The 17,956-nt window shown below is 61.2% G+C and carries 16 protein-coding genes; 10 read left to right on the top strand and 6 right to left on the bottom strand.

The genetic code is table 11. The features are described from left to right. Positions 1–90: 90 nt before the first annotated feature. Together uvrA and R2E40_RS20995 are read right to left on the bottom strand one after the other, a co-directional pair. Entirely contained in the window at positions 91–2,919 is a 2,829-nt protein-coding gene (gene uvrA, locus R2E40_RS20990; RefSeq protein ID WP_318164308.1) for an excinuclease ABC subunit UvrA, read from the bottom strand. A gap of 95 nt (positions 2,920–3,014) precedes the next feature. After that, entirely contained in the window at positions 3,015–3,674 is a 660-nt protein-coding gene (locus tag R2E40_RS20995; RefSeq protein ID WP_318165578.1) for a LuxR C-terminal-related transcriptional regulator, read from the bottom strand. Between the two features lie 523 nt (positions 3,675–4,197). Between R2E40_RS20995 and R2E40_RS21000 the strand changes: the two genes are divergently transcribed. Both R2E40_RS21000 and R2E40_RS21005 read left to right on the top strand, forming a co-directional pair. Next, positions 4,198–4,776 (top strand): single-stranded DNA-binding protein, encoded by a 579-nt coding sequence (locus R2E40_RS21000; protein ID WP_318164309.1) that lies wholly within the window; start codon positions 4,198–4,200, stop codon positions 4,774–4,776. 167 nt (positions 4,777–4,943) lie between these two features. After that, a complete protein-coding gene (locus R2E40_RS21005) occupies positions 4,944–5,702 on the top strand; it encodes a substrate-binding periplasmic protein (RefSeq protein ID WP_318164310.1) in 759 nt (252 codons plus the stop codon). An 80-nt stretch (positions 5,703–5,782) separates the two neighbouring features. Here the strand turns inward: R2E40_RS21005 and R2E40_RS21010 are convergent, their stop codons facing one another. Next, the gene (locus R2E40_RS21010; protein WP_011707641.1) at positions 5,783–5,905 is read right to left on the bottom strand and encodes a hypothetical protein; all 123 of its coding nucleotides are present in this window, start codon (positions 5,903–5,905) and stop codon (positions 5,783–5,785) included. 453 nt (positions 5,906–6,358) lie between these two features. Here R2E40_RS21010 and R2E40_RS21015 point away from each other — a divergent pair, with 453 nt between their 5' ends. The 4 genes from R2E40_RS21015 to R2E40_RS21030 all read left to right on the top strand — a co-directional run bounded on the left by R2E40_RS21015 (position 6,359) and on the right by R2E40_RS21030 (position 10,637). Next, a complete protein-coding gene (locus R2E40_RS21015) occupies positions 6,359–7,237 on the top strand; it encodes a cation diffusion facilitator family transporter (RefSeq protein ID WP_318164311.1) in 879 nt (292 codons plus the stop codon). 149 nt (positions 7,238–7,386) lie between these two features. After that, positions 7,387–7,671, top strand: a complete 285-nt coding sequence (locus R2E40_RS21020) for a DUF3811 domain-containing protein (protein WP_318165579.1) — start codon at positions 7,387–7,389, stop codon at positions 7,669–7,671. A gap of 398 nt (positions 7,672–8,069) precedes the next feature. Continuing rightward, entirely contained in the window at positions 8,070–8,282 is a 213-nt protein-coding gene (gene cspA, locus R2E40_RS21025; protein WP_011707644.1) for an RNA chaperone/antiterminator CspA, read from the top strand. A 408-nt stretch (positions 8,283–8,690) separates the two neighbouring features. Then, complete coding sequence (locus R2E40_RS21030; RefSeq protein ID WP_318165580.1) at positions 8,691–10,637, top strand: ligand-gated channel protein; 1,947 nt, start codon at positions 8,691–8,693, stop codon at positions 10,635–10,637. Positions 10,638–10,671: 34 nt separating this feature from the next. Here the strand turns inward: R2E40_RS21030 and R2E40_RS21035 are convergent, their stop codons facing one another. The 3 genes from R2E40_RS21035 to R2E40_RS21045 all read right to left on the bottom strand — a co-directional run bounded on the left by R2E40_RS21035 (position 10,672) and on the right by R2E40_RS21045 (position 14,380). Next, positions 10,672–12,159, bottom strand: coding sequence for a sensor domain-containing diguanylate cyclase (locus R2E40_RS21035; RefSeq protein WP_318164312.1), 1,488 nt, complete (start codon positions 12,157–12,159; stop codon positions 10,672–10,674). A gap of 102 nt (positions 12,160–12,261) precedes the next feature. After that, complete coding sequence (locus R2E40_RS21040; protein ID WP_318164313.1) at positions 12,262–13,653, bottom strand: ATP-binding protein; 1,392 nt, start codon at positions 13,651–13,653, stop codon at positions 12,262–12,264. Between the two features lie 4 nt (positions 13,654–13,657). Then, the gene (locus R2E40_RS21045) at positions 13,658–14,380 is read right to left on the bottom strand and encodes a response regulator (protein ID WP_011707648.1); all 723 of its coding nucleotides are present in this window, start codon (positions 14,378–14,380) and stop codon (positions 13,658–13,660) included. Between the two features lie 180 nt (positions 14,381–14,560). On the opposite strand from R2E40_RS21045, the gene R2E40_RS21050 reads away from it, so the two are divergent. The 4 genes from R2E40_RS21050 to R2E40_RS21065 all read left to right on the top strand — a co-directional run bounded on the left by R2E40_RS21050 (position 14,561) and on the right by R2E40_RS21065 (position 17,939). After that, positions 14,561–14,740, top strand: a complete 180-nt coding sequence (locus R2E40_RS21050) for a hypothetical protein (RefSeq protein WP_318164314.1) — start codon at positions 14,561–14,563, stop codon at positions 14,738–14,740. An 82-nt stretch (positions 14,741–14,822) separates the two neighbouring features. Beyond that, the gene (locus tag R2E40_RS21055; protein WP_011707649.1) at positions 14,823–15,149 is read left to right on the top strand and encodes a hypothetical protein; all 327 of its coding nucleotides are present in this window, start codon (positions 14,823–14,825) and stop codon (positions 15,147–15,149) included. 219 nt (positions 15,150–15,368) lie between these two features. After that, a complete protein-coding gene (locus R2E40_RS21060) occupies positions 15,369–15,719 on the top strand; it encodes a hypothetical protein (RefSeq protein ID WP_011707650.1) in 351 nt (116 codons plus the stop codon). Positions 15,720–15,944: 225 nt separating this feature from the next. Continuing rightward, the gene (locus R2E40_RS21065) at positions 15,945–17,939 is read left to right on the top strand and encodes a methyl-accepting chemotaxis protein (RefSeq protein ID WP_318164315.1); all 1,995 of its coding nucleotides are present in this window, start codon (positions 15,945–15,947) and stop codon (positions 17,937–17,939) included. Positions 17,940–17,956 lie beyond the last annotated feature (17 nt).

The following is a 17,956-nucleotide window of genomic DNA, read 5'->3' on the forward strand; positions in this document are numbered from 1 at the left end:
CAAGTATGGAGTATCGGCCCGTCTGGAGGTCACTGAATTACCACAATAAAAACAAGGGGCCCAGGGCCCCTTGTCACATTATTGAACGGATTATCGTGCCAGCAGCGGCGCCAGGAAGCGGGCCGTATGGGAATCCTCGCAACGGCTCATCTGCTCCGGCGTCCCCGTCACCAGGATGCGACCGCCGCCGGCGCCTCCCTCCGGACCCAGATCGACGATCCAGTCAGCGGTTTTGATGACGTCCAGGTTGTGCTCGATGATGACGATGGTGTTGCCACGATCCCGCAACTGGTGCAGCACCTTGAGCAGCTGCTGGATGTCGTGGAAGTGCAGCCCGGTGGTGGGCTCGTCCAGAATATAGAGGGTCTGACCGGTATCCCGCTTGGAGAGCTCCCGCGCCAGCTTGACCCGCTGTGCCTCACCGCCAGAGAGTGTGGTGGCCGACTGGCCGAGGCGGATATAGGAGAGGCCCACGTCCATCAGGGTCTGCAGTTTGCGCGCCACCGCCGGCACCGGATCGAAGAACTCGCGGGCATCTTCCACCGTCATCTCGAGGATTTCGTGGATGTTCTTGCCCTTGTATTTCACCTCCAGGGTCTCGCGGTTGTAGCGCTTGCCCTTGCAGACGTCGCACGGCACGTAGACATCCGGCAGGAAGTGCATCTCCACCTTGATGACCCCATCCCCTTGGCACGCCTCGCAGCGCCCTCCCTTCACGTTGAAGGAGAAGCGGCCCGGCTGGTAGCCGCGCGAGCGCGCCTCCTGAGTGCCGGAGAGCAGCTCGCGGATCGGGGTGAACAGGCCGGTGTAGGTGGCCGGGTTGGAGCGCGGAGTGCGGCCGATGGGGCTCTGGTCGATATCCACCACCTTGTCCAGATGCTCCAGTCCTTCCACGCTGCGATAGGGCGCCGGGGTGGATTCGGTGGCCTTGTTGAGCTCGCGGTGAGCGATGCGGAACAGGGTGTCATTGATCAGGGTCGACTTGCCGGAGCCGGAGACGCCGGTAACGCAGGTCATCACGCCGATCGGCAGATCCAGGTTTACGTTGTGCAGGTTGTTGCCGCTCGCCCCCTTGAGTTTCAGCCACTTGCCGGTGAGCGGCGTGCGCTCGGCGGGAATGGCGATCTGCTTGCGGCCGGAGAGGTAGTCACCGGTCAGCGACTCGGGATTGGCAATGATCTCCTCCGGCGTGCCCTGGGCGACGATGGCGCCGCCATGTACCCCGGCCCCCGGGCCGATGTCGAGCACATGGTCGGCGAGGCGGATGGCGTCCTCGTCGTGCTCCACCACGATCACCGTGTTACCGAGATCGCGCAGATGGGTGAGGGTCTTGAGCAACCGCTCGTTGTCGCGCTGGTGCAGGCCTATGCTGGGCTCGTCCAGCACGTACATGACCCCCACCAGACCGGCACCGATCTGGCTCGCCAGCCGGATCCGCTGGGCCTCGCCACCGGAAAGGGTCTCGGCGCTGCGCGACAGGCTCAGGTAGTTGAGACCGACGTTCACCAGGAAGCCGAGTCGCTCGACGATCTCTTTCAAGATCTTCTCGGCGATCTGGGCGCGCTGGCCGGTGAGGTTCAACCCTTCGAAGAAAGCCAGCGCATCGCCGATAGACTGCTCGGCGATGGCCGGCAGGTTGCGGTTGTCGACGAAGACGTGGCGCGCCTCCTCCCGCAGTCGGCTGCCACCGCAGCTGGTACAGGATTTGTTGGCGATGTATTTGGAGAGCTCTTCGCGCACCGAGTTGGATTCGGTTTCCCGGTAGCGCCGCTCCATATTGTGCAGGATCCCCTCGAACGGGTGCTTGCGCACCACCACGTCGCCGCGATCGTTCATGTAACGGAACTCGATCTCGGTGCGACCGGAGCCGCGCAGGATCACCTCCTGGGTCTTGAGTGGCAGATCCTCCCACGGCGTCTCCAGATCGAACTTGTAGTGCTCGGAGAGGGATTTGAGCATCTGGAAGTAGTAGAAGCTGCGCTTGTCCCAGCCGCGGATGGCGCCATTGGCCAGACTGATGGCCGGATCGCCGATCACCTTGGCCGGATCGAAATATTGCTGCACGCCCAAACCATCACAGGTAGGACAGGCACCGGCCGGATTGTTGAAGGAGAAGATGCGCGGCTCCAGCTCCGACATGGAGTAGCCGCACTCCGGGCAGGCGAAGTTGGCGGAGAAGGTCATGGGGGCAACCCCCTCCTCGCCGTCCATCGGTGCCACCAGTACGATGCCGCCGGAGAGGGTCAGCGCCGTTTCGAACGACTCGGCCAGACGCAGCGCCAGGTCATCACGCACCTTGAAGCGATCCACCACCACCTCGATGGTGTGCTTCTTGTGCAACTCCAGCGCGGGCGGGTCGGAGAGATCGCACACCTCGCCGTCGATACGGGCACGGATGTAGCCCTGAGCCGCCAGATTCTCCAGCAGCTTGGTGTGTTCCCCCTTGCGATCGCGCACCACCGGGGCCAGCAGCATCAGCTTGCTCCCCTCCGGCTGGGCCAGCACCTGATCCACCATCTGGCTGATGGTCTGGGCGGCGAGCGGAATGGCGTGGGTCGGGCAGCGCGGCTCACCGACCCGGGCGAACAACAGACGCAGGTAGTCGTAGATCTCGGTGATGGTGCCGACGGTCGAGCGCGGGTTGTGGGAAGTGGACTTCTGCTCGATGGAAATAGCGGGCGAGAGCCCCTCGATATGGTCGACGTCCGGCTTCTCCATCAGGGAGAGGAACTGGCGGGCATAGGCGGAGAGGGACTCCACATAGCGGCGCTGCCCCTCGGCATAGAGGGTATCGAACGCCAGAGAGGATTTGCCCGAGCCGGAGAGGCCGGTGACCACGATCAGCTTGTCGCGGGGCAGGGTCAGATTGATGTTCTTGAGGTTGTGGGTGCGAGCACCCCGGACCACGATCTTTTCCATCTTGTTGCACGCTCGATACGGAAACCTGAGCGAGTCAGTATGGCATAGAGACTACTGGATGAATAGACAGGTTTTATCCATCATCCCCATCGATTTCAGAGATACTCCTTGGCCCAGCTCACCGCCTGCAGACGGTTCTTCACGTTCAATTTCTTGAAGACATTGTAGAGGTGAGACTTGATGGTGTGCTCGCTCACAAACAGGCTGTCGGCAATCTCGGTATTGGAGGCCCCCGTCATCAGGTAGCGAATGATCTCCTGCTCGCGCACGGTCAGCAGCGTCTGATTGCGCAGGTGGTGTTCCCCGCCCTTGCGGTAGTAGTTGACCAGATCGCACAGCAGATGGCGCGGGATCCAGTACTCCCCCTCCAGCACCTTGCGAATGCCGAGCACCAGCCGATCCAGCGGATCCTGACAGAAGAAGAGCCCGCTGGTATGGGGCCACATCAGCAGCAACTCCCGATCCGTACTGGTGGGGGCATTGAGCAGCACGGTATTGGCTTCCCCGAAGCGGCTGGAGATCTCCCGTGGCCACCCCGTTTGCTGGCTCGACTTGAGGTAATCCAGATCCACCAGAAACAACGGATGCGGCTCGAGTGCATCCGCTTGAGGCAGGGCTTCCAGTGCACTCACCAGCAGGATTGGCAGAGCCAGCTGTTCGGCCAGGTAGCTCTGAAAGCTGGTCGCCTGCGCATTGTCTTCGGTTACCAATACGATGGGATATGGGGTGATCATGAAGCGCTGGTCCTTGAACATTCCGGCCATGGTGTTTTTCGGCAGCAGAGAGTACCAAGCCCCCCGCAGGCTGCAGCATTAAAAAAGTATTAGACGTCGATGCGCCTCCTTTGAAACTCACCAATTTTCCAAGCAATACAAATAACTAGCCGAGCCCCCCCATTTGGGTGAAATACTGGCACCTGGCCGGACAGGGGCTGTCACACCGGTCTTTGGCCTCCCTTCTTGCCTCGACCGTTCGATGATATGACTCCCCGTTGCTGTTCACTTGCTGGCCAAGGTCGGCCTCGTGTAAGTTAATCCTTCGTTCGGCGGACACGGGATGGAGCGTCAGGAAGATGTGCGCTCTTTCTCCCCAACTGTTACTATTGCGGGCAAAATCTGAAAACGGGGAGGCGGCCAGCTGGCGCGCTGAACCGGACACAGTCATCACATGAGTGGCGGGGCCGCCTTGCAGCGTCGCCTATCTCACAGAAAACAAACGATATGTTGAATTGGCCCGGGCATATGGCCCGGCCGGTATATAAAGGGTGGAAGAGAGATTATGGCCAGTCGAGGCATCAATAAAGTCATTCTGATCGGTAACCTGGGGCAAGACCCGGAAGTGCGCTACATGCCGAGCGGCGGTGCCGTGACCAATATCACCCTGGCCACCTCCGACACCTGGCGCGACAAGCAGACCGGTGAGCAGAAAGAGCGTACCGAGTGGCACCGCGTCGTCTTCATGGGCAAGCTGGCCGAAGTGGCTGGCGAGTACCTGAAGAAAGGCTCCCAAGTCTATGTTGAAGGCAAGCTGCAGACCCGTAAGTGGCAGGATCAAAGCGGCCAGGAGCGTTACACCACCGAAGTGCTGGTCGATGGCTTCAGCGGCGTGATGCAGATGCTGGGCGGCCGTCCGCAAGGCGGCGCCGGCCAGGGCATGGGTGGCCAGTCTCAGGGCAACTGGGGTCAGCAGCAGGGCATGCAGTCCCAGCAGCCGATTAACCAGGCGCGTCCTGCCCAGGCTCCACAGCAGAACATGCAGCAACAGGGCGGCTATGCTCGTCCGGCCCAACAGCCGCAGTCTGCACCGCCGGTGTACAATGAGCCGCCGATGGACTTCGACGACGACATTCCGTTCTAAGCAACGTCAGATCCCGGAGGCCCTGTTCATGCAGGGCCTTTTTTTGCCTGTTATTGACGCAGACGTGGCGCGCAATCCAGCCTCCTGGCCGGTCTTGCCAGCCATACTTCCTCATATCATTCGCCTTGGGATTATGATCGGGGCAATCCAGTTGCCAGAGAGAACGCATGGGGTCTTGCTATCGAATCTTGTTGTGCGTGGCGGCTTGCGCCACCCTGTTGCTGCCATCCTTGCTGCTGGCCGGCGAGCCATTGCGAGTGGGGGTCAGCTTCGCCATCCCACCCTATGTGATCGAGGAAGAGGGTCGCGGGATCGAGCTCGACCTGATGAGAGAGGCCTTTCGGGACAGCGGCTATGAGCCTCAATTCGAATATCTGCCGCTGGAGCGCACCTTCCGCATGCTGGAGTCCGGCAAGCTTGATGCCATCATCAACGTCAAACCCGGCATGTTGCACGACGTCTTCCTGTCGCAGCCGGTGATCGCTTTCCACAATCGGGTGTTCACCCTCAACAAAACCCACATCAGCACTCTGGACGACATGAAGACACTGAGGGTGAGCGCCTTCCAGCGGGCCCGTCAGGTGCTGGGAGGCGCCTTTGCCAGCATGGCTGACCAGAATCCCCGTTACGAGGAGGTCGCCAAACAGCAGGGGCAGGTGCACAGGTTGATGCTGGGACGGGTGGATGCGGTGATCCTGGAGCAGCGGGTTTTCTATTACTATCTGGCACAGCTGGCCAACAGCAAATATGGTGCCGAGCTCTATGCTCCCGGCCGGGTCCGGCAATACGATCTGTTGGCGCCGACTCACTACCATTTTGCCTTTCGCCAGGCGGCGCAGCAGCGCTGGTTCGATCGCCGGCTCGATGCCATGCGGGCCGATGGCCGTTATCAGCGAATATTTGCCCGCTACGGGGCCACGCCCTGAGCCTCCTGAAAACATAAAAGCCAGCCCGAAAAGGCTGGCTTTTTGTTACTGGCTCCAAAGGAACTACAGCATGGGGAGCGTTACTTCATCGCGCCGCCATTTTTCAGATCTGCTTTCTGACGTTTGGCTTCGCGCTTCTCTTTCAGTGACATCTGCGGTTTTTTCTTGGCATCTTTGCCGTTGTGATGTTCTTTGTTACTCATCATCAAACTCCAAAAATGTTACCCAGACAGTTGGAACCCAGGTTCCAGCATGCCATCCGAATCGTAGACTACAGTACGCTTTCAGTGACGATCCTGCGATCGCACTCAGTCCAGCATACCCCTAATCTTGCGCAAGAATCCACCCTCATCCCATCACCCAGTGGCAGCAGATGTTCACCCGCTTCCGCTTACCCGATCCGGCTGGGGAATGAACGACCGGAGAAGCGATTTATTCCTTATAAAATAACGCCAAACAGATTTATTTCATGGTGGTTTGAAATAAACCACTGAATGCCAAAATGAATTCTCTTTAAATAATGAGAGATAATTTAGATAAGCATTCTCACTATCGCCAGAAACAAAAAGTTACAACCCAAAGCAGCGCCTCCCTAGACAAGTTGATATTATCCAGCCCTATTTGTGAAAATATTCCAGCGAGAATAAGGACGTCCCATGACCAGAAAAACCAGAGCGGCCTTGGTCTCAGTTTGCTCCAATATCACCTTGATTATCATGAAGATATTTGCCGGCATACTGAGCGGATCCGTCAGTATTATTTCCGAGGCCATTCACTCGGCCATGGACCTGGTGGCGGCATTGATCGCACTGGTGGCCGTACGCAAATCGGATATTCCCCCCGATCAACGCCATCCCTACGGTCATGACAAAATTGAAAACGTCTCCGGCGTGATCGAAGCGCTGCTGATCCTGCTGGCAGCCGGCTGGATAATATTCGAGGCCGTCGGCAAATTGATTACACCTACCCCGATCGAGGGGGTGGGTCTCGGTGTGCTGGTCATGCTGTTTTCGGCGCTGGTCAACAGCGGCGTCTCCGCCTACCTCTACCGGGTGGCCAAGGAGGAAGAGTCCGTGGCCCTGGCCGCCGATGCACTGCACCTGAAGGCGGACGTACTGACCTCGCTCGGGGTCGCCGTCGGCCTGCTCGGTATCTGGATCGCCGCCAGACTGGGCTACAACCTCTATCTGCTTGACCCCATCGTTGCCATCTGTGTCGCCCTGTTCATCCTCAAGGAGGCGATCGCCATGCTGAAGCAGGCGTTCCAACCCCTGCTGGACCACAGCATGAGCGAGGAAGAGCTGGCCATCACCACCAGGGTGATCGAGGAGTGCTGCCCGGAGCATGGCGGCTTCCACGATCTGCGCAGCCGGCAGGCCGGGCGCCGTCGTCACATCGACTTCCACCTGACCTTGCCAAAAGAGATGAGCATCGAGCACTCCCACGCCATCTGCGATCGGATAGAGCAGGGCATCATGCGACACCTCCCCCACGCCGTCGTGCTGATCCATGTTGAACCAAGCGGGCATGGTTAACGGCGCTGAGCCGTGCGAGGGGAATGCGACGGGCCATTCCCTCAGGCAACGGCCATCCGGTGGAGCGGTATTCGAAAACGGCGTCGATTGTGCAATAAACGGCCGGCAGGTGTGGTAGGGTGGACTATTCCCGCCATCAGGAGCACGCCGTGAAAAAGTTGGAAATGAAGGACCTCACCGACGCCGAAAAGGCCGAGATCACCCTGCTGCTCCAAAAAGCACAGGCCAATGCAGATCATCAACTGAGCAATGCCGAGCGCAACCGCATCCGCGAGGAAGGCAGACTCAAGATAGTCGCAGACCGTGCTGCCGCCGCCAAAGTGGCCTCCAAACTGGCACGGGAAAAGGCCAAGGAGCGAGCCAGCAAGCAAGTGTTGCCAGAGACATTCAGCTGGGTGGACTCCGTCAGCAACAAGTTTCGCAGCAAACGCTGACGGCCAATCCTCTCGCCCAAGCGCCCCCTACCTCAACCAGCCAACTCGCACCATGGCGGAGAACAGCTCCTGCCATGGTGCGTCCAGCGACCTGCAACGGCGCAGGATCCTGCGCTGCAGACACCCACACCGGGAGTGGCTGCGTCGATATCCGACCACTCGCAGCGAGATAAAATTTGCTTTAAGAAAATGGGCATGTTTTAATCTTTTGCGATGGTTCGGTAGTTCAGACCTGGTTATGTTAGGCAGTCATTTTAGTAAAGCAGCGATTAGTATAAGAATTATCCATGATTCTTCTTATCAAATAATTCTCCTTCTTTAGTGCTCCCCATACGTATTGCTGACGAAAAATCATAGATTGCCATTTGGCACTTTAAACACTATTTAAGGAAATTATCATGTCCAACAAAATGACTGGTACCGTCAAGTTCTTCAACGCCGAGAAAGGTTTTGGCTTCATCTCCCCGACCGACGGCAGCAAAGACGTGTTCGTTCACTTCTCCGCCATCCAGACCCCGGGCTTCAAGACCCTGGACGAAGGTCAGCGCGTTGAGTTCACCATCGAGCAAGGCCAGAAAGGCCCGGCTGCTGCTAACGTAGTAGCTCTGTAATTCAAGCCGGGGATCCGGTCCGCCTGCTCATGCCGGCTGGTACGATCCGCTGCAAGAATTGAAAAAACCCGCTTCGGCGGGTTTTTTGTTGTCTGCCATTTGCCATTCCCCCTCTGCCGACCCTCTCAACCTTCTCACTATCCCAGCCCCGCTTCCCGTCACCGCGCCACACATGCTCCTCATCCCGTATCTGCTGGTGAGAGGATAACCGCACAATATTAATGAGATTAATTATCATTTACACATCATCCAGCGATCACTACAATGCCTGCCGACCGACTTGGTGATTATCCAATTGAACCTTTTCTGGTCCTGGTTTCACGCGGGATGCGATGAGACCACCCCATCGATTCACCCAAAGGATGAATGCATCTTCTTACTAAAAGAGTTCAGGCCAACATGATAACAATGCACCGCAACAAGCTGACCACGCTCATTCTCGCCGCCCTCGCATCACACGCCTATGCCGCCGAGCAGGAGGTCATGGTCGTGACCGCCTCCGGCTTCCAGCAGAAGATCGAGGATACCGCCGCCTCCATCTCGGTGGTGACCCGCGAGCAATTGGAGAAACGCGCCTATCGCGACGTGACCGACGCCCTCAAGGATGTGCCCGGGGTAGTGATCACCGGCGGTGGCAGCAGCAGCGATATCAGCATTCGTGGCATGGGCTCCAAGTACACGCTGATGCTGGTCGACGGCAAGCGGGTCGACAGCCGTGGCACCCGTCCCAACAGCGACGGCCCCGGCATCGAGCAGGGCTGGCTGCCACCGCTGCAGGCGATCGAGCGGATCGAAGTGGTGCGTGGCCCCATGTCCTCCCGCTACGGCTCTGACGCCATGGGCGGCGTCATCAACGTCATCACCCGCAAGACCGCCAGCATGACGGCCTGGCAGGGCTCGCTGCATGCCGATTCGACCTTCCAGGAGAACAAGGAGTCCGGCGACATCTTCCAGACCAACGCCTATACCGCCGGTGCTCTGGTGGATGGACTGCTGGGGGTGCGGGTGAACGGCCAGCTCTCCCACCGTGGCGAGGATCAGTTCCAGAACGGTTTCGCCGAGCAGGAGATGCGCAGCGGTACGGCCGTCTTCAGCCTGACCCCGGACGAGCACAACCGCTTCGATTTCGAGGCCAGTCGCGGCCTGCAAGATCGCAACCGCACACCGGGTGAATCGCTCTCGGCCAAGTCAAAACCCAGCCTGAGCACCTACGAGCGCACCAACTTCGCCATCACCCACGACGGCCGCTATGACTTCGGCTCCTCCACCAGCTACCTGCAGCGGGAAGAGAACACCAATCCCGGCCGTCAGATGAAGCTCATCAACACCATCGCCGATACCCACACCCAGTTTGAACTGGGGGCTCACTATCTGAGCGTGGGTGGCCAGTACCGCTACGAGGATCTGCAGGATCAGGGCAACCAGCTCAATGTGGCCAACCGCGCCAATCAGCTGACCCGCTGGAGCTGGGCCATGTTCGTGGAAGACGAGTGGTCGCTGACCGACACCTTCGCCCTGACTGGCGGCGTGCGGATGGATCAGGACCAGAACTACGGCACCCACTGGAGCCCGCGTCTGTACGGGGTTTGGCACCTGGCCGACTCCTGGACGCTGAAAGGGGGCGTTTCCACCGGCTATCGTTCACCGGATCTGCGCATGTCGGCCGCCAACTGGGGCCAGGCCACCGGCGGTGGCACCCAGGACGGCATGCTGGTCGGCAGCCCGGAGCTGAAACCGGAAACCAGCGTGAGCCAGGAGATCGCCCTGCTGTGGGGTGGTCAACAAGGCTTGAACACAGGGCTGACCCTGTTCAATACCGACTTCGAGGACAAGATCTCCGAGATCCGCCGCTGCGAAAGCAAGAGCAACCCCTCCTGCACCCTGAACGGTCACACCTATGACTTCATCAGCGACCGCATCAACGTCGACAAGGCGAACATGCGCGGGGTGGAAGGCACGGCCAACTGGACCATCAATGACGCCTGGTCGCTGGCCTCCAGCTACACCTTCACCCAGTCCGAACAGAAGAGTGGCGCGATGGAAGGCAAGCCGCTGAACCAGATGCCGCGCCACATGTTCAACACCACGGTCGACTGGCAGACCACCGAGACCGTCAGCCTCTGGTCACGGGTCAACTTCCGCAGCAAGACCTCCGATTACCTGAGCCGGGTCAAGATGGCCGAGGGCACCCCCTCCTACACCTTCTTCGACACAGGTCTGGTCTACAAGGCCAACGAACACCTGGATGTCACCGCCGGCGTCTACAACCTGTTCGACAAGACGGTGGATTACACCAGCTTCGGCACCGTGCTGGATGGTCGCCGCTACACCCTGGGCATGACCTACAACTTCTGATGACACGCCGCCGTCCGCTCTGGGCGGCGGTTTTTTATTTCCCCGCCTCGCCAGCCGCCTCTTTCACGTAGCTGGCCGCCTGCCAGGTGTTGCGCCCCTGCGATTTGGCGCCATACATCAGCTGATCCGCCTGCAACAACACCCGTCGACCTTCCGCCCCGCCCCCTGCCGGCACCCACACCGCCCCCGTGCTGATGGAGATACCTAGCGCCCCGGCGCTGGTTGGCAACTTGTGGCTATTGACCTCCCGCCCGATCCGGGCGGCCCACTGCTGCAACGTCGCCATGTCCGCTACCGGCAGGCTGATGCAAAACTCCTCCCCGCCGATGCGGGCAAACAGGGCGCTGGCGGGCAGCACCCGCTGTACCTGCGCCACCATGGCCGACAACACCTCGTCCCCGACCCCGTGGCCAAAGTGATCGTTGATCCCCTTGAAGCGATCGAGATCGAACAGCAGCAGGGCCGAGGCCTGACCGCTGGCCAGCCGCTGCTCCAGCAGCGGCAAAAAGGCGCGCCGGTTGAGGATGCCGGTCATGGAGTCGGTGCCGGCAAGGCGCTCCAGTCTGGCGTTGGCCTGGATAAGCTCGGCGGTACGGCTCGCCACCGCCCGCCGCAACTGGATGATGTAGGCCAGCAGCACCAGGCCACCGATGGCCAGCAGCCAGGGCCAGAGATACACAGGGTAGACGGTCTCGATGTGCATCCACTTGCGGACGATCCGCTCTCGAGCCGCCTCGCCGATGCGGGTGAAGCCCTGCTCCAGCTCCTGCTGCAGTGCCTGGTTGCCCTTGGCGACGGCGAAGCGGATCTCGTCGCTGTAGAGGTGACGCACCGGGATGAAGCGGGTGGGATCCGCCGAGGTGTAGATGTAGAAGTTGGCTACCTGCAGATCGGCGATGAAGGCATCCAGCTCGCCGCTGAAGGCCGCGCGCAGCATGGCGTCGTTGTCATCGAAGGTGCGCAGGCGCGTGGTGGGGAAGTGCTTGCGGGCGTAGTACTCCTCGTAGCCCCCCGCCACCACCCCCACGCTCTCGCGCTGCAGGTAGTAGTTCACGTCCGAGCCGCGCAGGGAGTTGGCAAAAAAAAGCTGGGCATCGAGATGGGAGAGGGCCTGGCCATAGTCGTAGATCTGATTGCGCTCCGGCGACCAGAGCAGGCCGCCATGGACATCGGCCTGGCCGTTGCGAACCAGATCCAGCGACGCCTGCCAGTCCACCAGCTTGAACTGGATTGGGCGACCGGTGACCCTGCCATATTCGCGCCACAGATCGATCAGCAGGCCATCCGGCTCCCCCTCTTCATTGAGGTAGGAGAAGGGCTGCCAGGCCTTGGAGTTGGTCACGATGAGCGGCTTGGGGGACGTATTCGCCAACACGGGCCACGCCTGTGCCAAGAGCAACAACCACACCCCGCACCAGACTCGCCACCGGAAACCAGAATTGCCCGCCATCCCTGCACCAACCTCACTGTTTGGCCGTCTGTGCGGCCATCGATTATCGCCATCTTCAGCATAGGAGAACAAGCATGAGCGAGTATGAAATAGGCGTGATTTCAGTCAGATAAGTGCAAGATAAAAACGGGGAGGAGGCTGGTCGCCATCCTCCCCGCCGTACTCCTACCACTCTTACAGCGGCAGGCTGATGCGCGCTTCCAGCCCGCCCTGTTCCCGGTTGTGCAGGGTCAGCTCGCCGCCGTGCTGGTGTACCAGGGTGCGGGCGATGGAGAGCCCCAGCCCCACGCTGCCGGATTCGGTGTTGCGGGCCTCATCGAGCCGCACGAACGGCTTGAATACGTCCTCGAGACGAGTCGGATCGATGCCGGGCCCCTGATCGCAGACCCGGATCACCAGCTCGCTGTCGGTGCGCTCCAGCGACACCTCGGCGCTGCCGGCGTACTTGATGGCGTTGCCGATGAGGTTTTGCAGCACCCGGCGCAGGGTATTGGCGCGGCAGGCATAGACCTGCTTGCCTTCCGCCAGGCAGGTAACCGGCTGGCCGGTATCGGCATAGTCGTCGCACAGGCTCTCCAGCAGGCTGACCAGATCCAGTTCCCGGGTCGCCTCCTGCTGCCCCTCCTCCCGGGCGAAGCTGAGGGTCGCCGCCAGCATCTGCTCCATCTGCTGCAGGGTCTGCTGGATCCGCTCCTTGTCCTCCCCCTCGTCCAGAAACTCGGTACGCAGCCGCAGGCTGGTGATGGGGGTCCGCAGATCGTGGGAGATGGCCGCCAACATCCGGGTTCTGTCCTGCACGAAGCGATCGAGCCGGGTGTGCATGCGGTTGAACGCCTGGATGGATTCGCGCACCTCGGTCGGCCCCTCTTCCCGCAGCGGCTCTATGTCCTCGCCACGGCCGAGCCGATCCGCGTTGGCAGCCAGCTGCTTGAGCGGCAGGGTGGCGCGGCGGAACAGCCAGATCATCAGGCCGATCACCAGGCTCGCCACCAGCATCAGGTTGAGGGTGGTTTGCCAGGACCAGCTGGCCGATTCTTTGTCCACCAGCGAGCTGAACTGCAGCCAGCCACCGCGCGGCAGCTGGATGGAGCCGTACAGCCGCATGTCCTGCGGCGGCGGCATCCCCTTGCGATCCTTCATCATCCGGCTGTGGTGCTGCCAGGCGCGGCTGCGCTGGGCATCCTGCTTGAGCTCGGCGCTGATCTCCACCATCAGGGTCGAGGGGTAGCCCAGCCGGGAGCGCACCAGCTGCTCGAAGCGGGGGCTGCGGTTGTCCGGTTGCAGCGGCTCGTCGGCGATGCGCAGCAGCAGGGTTTCGCTGCGGCTCGCCTTGATGATCTCGTCATAGAGGGAGGGGGGCGAGAGGGCCAGCAGCCGCACCACGGAGACAATCCGCTGCATGGCGTTACGGCTGTTGATGTAGCCGAGCGCCTCCTCCCGATCCGAACGGTAGATCTGGATACTGAGCAGCTGGATCAACACCAGCCCGGCCAGCGCCACCAGGATGATCTGGCCGGTCAGCCCCTTGGGCCACAGTTTCGACCAGCCACGCTTGAGGATCCCCACGGCCTTATACCTGGGTCACATCGGCGGCAAACAGGTAACCGCCGCCCCAGATGGTCTTGATCAGCTCCGGGTTCTTGGGATCCCGCTCCAGCTTGCGCCGCAGCCGGCTCACCAGGGTGTCGATGGCCCGGTCGAACGCCACCGCCTCACGGCCACGGGCCAGATCCAGCAGCTGATCCCGGCTCAGCACCCGCTGCGGCCGCTCCAGAAAGACCCGCAGCAGGTCGAATTCGGCGGTGGACAGGCTCAGGCCCACCCCTTCCTCATCCACCAGCTCGCGCCGGTTGATGTCGAGCAGCCAGCGATCGAAGCGCAGATCCCGGGTCAAGGTCTCGGCCGCCGGCTGCGGCTCGACCTGGGTGCGGCGCATCACCGCCTTGATGCGGGCCAGCAGCTCGCGCGGGTTGAACGGCTTGGCGAGGTAGTCGTCGGCCCCCATCTCCAGCCCTATGATGCGGTCGGTCTCCTCCCCCATGGCGGTGAGCATGATGATCGGCAGGCTGGACTTGGCCCGCAGCTCGCGGCAAAGGGTCAGGCCGTCTTCTCCCGGCATCATCAGATCCAGCACCAGCAGATCGAACTCCCGCTCCTCCAGCAGCCGCTTCATCTCCTTGCCATCCCGGGCACAACTGACCCGCAGGCCGTGCTGTTCCAGAAAACGCTTCAGCAGATCGCGGATCTCGCTGTGATCGTCGACCACCAGAATGTGGGTGCTGCTTTGGTTCATGAGGCCTCTCCTGTTAGAGCTGGCACGAGTATACGAAAATCTGCCGGGCGGTTTGTGTCAAAGTGTGCCAGATCAGCAAGATGCCACACTCTGCTACAAAAAAGCGCCCGTTCGGCAAAGTTGAGACACAAGCCGGCTGTTTACTGTGGCCATCCCATCGGTTGCAGGAGTAGACAGGCCATGCTGGCCCTCACCACCCCCTTGCTGCTGGCCTTTGCTGCCAGCGAAGCCCTTGCCAGAAAGGCGAGCGGCAGCTCGCCCCAACCGGCGAGCCCCCCGGACAACAAGCAGACATCCCCCGCCGACAGGGCCCCCGGCCGCAGCGACGCCAAGGGAGCGACCGAATCCCCTTCGTCATGATGTGCGGCCGCCAGGCGGCGGCTGCGCACCCTGACTTTTCTGCCGCCATCTTGCGGCGAGTCATACCAAGGAGACCAAGATCATGATCAACAAGAGCCTGACTCTGTTAATGCTGGCCGGCCTGGCCCACACCGGCCTGGCCCAGGCCGCCCTGCCCGCCGACGTCAGTGCCGCCCCCGGCCTGCTGTTCGTCAACTGGCACGACGCTGTCAGCAGCAATGAGGCACACCCCACTCTGGTGATCCGCAACGCCACCGGCGACGTGCTCAAGCGGGTGCCTGCCGAGTTGCAGGGGATGCAGCAGGTACGTCTGCCGATGCGGGCCCAGGGTGACCTGACCCTCAGCCTGGACGGTGAGAGCAGCAGCTACCGCATGCCCTACAGCGTCGGCAGCGGTCGCCAGCGCTAAGCCGGCCCCAGCCTAAAAATACCCCGCCAGCGGGCGACGCTGACGGGGTATTTTTATTTCCCGTCCGGCATGCGCCCGGTCAAGCCCTGTACAGCGTCACCGTGTCACACTCTGCTACAAAATAGGCTTCAACTGGCAAAGTTCAGACACCAGTCTGGTGTTTACTTAGGGTCAAGGCGAGCAAGCCGACCCCGAACTCAATCCGCAAGGAGATAGACCATGAAAAAACTGACCAAGACCCTGCTGACCGCCACCCTGATCCTTGGCCTGCCGCTCGGCGCCTATGCCGCCAGCGAAGCCGTCACCACCGCCCAGCCCGGCATGATGACCGACTGCCCGATGGATGGCAGCGGCATGATGGGAGGCAAGCACCATGGCGGCCGCCACGACAAGATGGCCCGCATGCAGAACATGACGCCGGAGCAGATCCAGACTCACCTGCAGCAGCGTTACGACAAGATCGAAGACCCGGCCAAGAAGGCCGAGTTCGTGAAAAACCTGAGCCTGCGTGCCGACGGCATGACCAAGCACGCCGAAGCGATGAAGCAGTTCGCCGAAGCGCATCAGTAAACACACTTCGACCCGAAACAGGGTGGCCTCGGCCACCCTTTTTTCGTTCCGCCCTCCCGCTCGGCCGGTTACCCGCCGAAATCCACTCCAACATCCCTCACTTCCCTTCCTCCCTGCTCCGAGTTCTGTGAGCGATAACAAACGTTTTATGTTCGAAATAGCTAATAATGGCGCCTCGCATAACAAGGTCGCGCATCGGCGAGCCAACAAAAGACAGGAGTCGTTATGGGGTGGAGTCTGGGGACAATCAAGGGGCGCTATAGCGCCGTTTTTGTGGGATTCATGGCGCTGGTGTGTGCCCTGACGGTATTTGGTATCCAGCTCTGGATCAAGCCGGCGCTGCAGAAGGCCGGTGAACAGAACGTGGCACTGCGGGTCAGCGAGATCGCCACCGACATCCACGATCAGCTCAACGGGGTGCAGAGCCAGTCCCGCAGCATCACCCAGCTGGTCGCCCAGCTGCCGAGCGAACAGATCGATGCCCTGCTGCCAGCGCTGATCGATCAATACGGCAATGCCATGGTGTTTGGCGGCGGCATCTGGCCACTGCCGGATCAGCGGGAAGCCGGCCGCGCCAAGTTCAGCACCTTCTATCACAGGGATGCGGCCAACAAGCTGATCCCCAATACCTACTGGAACTCGGCTGAGGCCCCCAACTACTTCGAACAACCCTGGCATAAGGCGGGACAGCAAGCCCCTCAAGGCATGTGTGCCTGGGCCGCCGCCTACAAGGACGGCGCCAGCCAGCAGCCGAGAACCAACTGCGCCATGGGGATCTACCACAATGGTGCCCTCTACGGGGTGTCGACCATAGATGTGACCCTGGGCTTCTTCAACGATCTGGTGGCCAGCAAGGAGCAGGAGATCGGTGGCCAGGTGATGATTGTCGAGGCTGACGGCAAGATCCTGAGCCGAAACACCCGCCTGAACGGTGATGTGGTGCTGGGCAATCTCTCCGCTCACGCCGATTATCCCTTCGCCAGCGCCATTGCCGGCCTGCTCGGTCAAGCCCGCAGCCAGGCGCAGTTGCGCACCACTTTCCAGGATCAGGGGGAAGAACAGACCCTGCTGCTGCAAGCCATCGAGGGGACGCCCTGGTTGCTGGCGACTGCCCTGCCAACCAGCCTGCTGACACAAGACAGCAGGGATGTGCTCACCACCCTGGCCTCTATCCAGCTACCACTGGTGGGGCTGCTGTTCGGGCTGATGTTGCTCGCCGTCAGTCAACTCGGCAATCGGCTGCAGACCCTCAAGCAGAATATCGATGCCCTCAGTGCCGGTGATGCCGACCTGACCGCCCGCATTCAGGTGAAGGGACACGATGAGCTGGATCACATCGCCCTGTCGGTGAACCGCTTCATCGCCTATCTGCAGCAGATGATGGTACAGGTAACGGATGCCACCGATCTCATCACCCAGGAATTGGCACGCCTCGATCAGCAGACCGGCCAAGCCAGACGGATCCTGAACGAACATGCCGCCGAGACGGAGCAGGTGGTCACCGCACTCACCGAACTCAGCTCCACCGCCGACAGCGTGGCGCAACACGCCAGCGATTCGGCCAGCTTCACCGAAGCCGCCAACGGCCAGGCCGCCAATTCACGCACCGTGGTGGGGTCGGCTTCCGCCAGCGTGGTGGCCCTGATCGACGAGGTGGATCTGGCGGCCGCCAAGGTGCTGGAGATGCAGGAGGATGCCCAGCAGATCGGCAGCGTACTCGGGGTGATCGGCGGCATCGCCGCCCAGACCAACCTGCTGGCGCTCAATGCCGCCATCGAGGCGGCGAGGGCCGGTGAACAGGGACGCGGGTTCGCAGTGGTCGCCGACGAGGTGCGCGCCCTGGCCGCGCGCACCCAGAACAGCACGGCCGAGGTGGGCAGTATGCTGTCGCGCCTCACCCAGGGCGTCGCCGAAGCCGTGGTCGCCATGGAACATACCAAGCGCAGCTGTCAGGCGGCAGCAGATACCACGGGCCAGGTGACGGGGGGGCTCGACAACATGGCCGACTCAGTGGTGCGGATCCACGGCCTCAGCAGCCAGATCGCCACCGCCGCCGAGGAGCAGAGCCGGGTAACCGAGGAGATCAACCGCAACATGGTGAGCATTCGCGACATGCTCAACCTGCTGCTGGAAAACGGCCAGCACACCGAGCAGAGTGCAGCGGCACTGCTCAGCTCCAATCGCCAGTTGCTGGCGCTGGTACACCGCTTCAAGGTTTGACGGCCAGCATCAGGCAA

The organism is Aeromonas sp. CD, assembly GCF_033349375.1.
GTDB classification, from domain to species: Bacteria; Pseudomonadota; Gammaproteobacteria; order Enterobacterales; family Aeromonadaceae; genus Aeromonas; species Aeromonas hydrophila.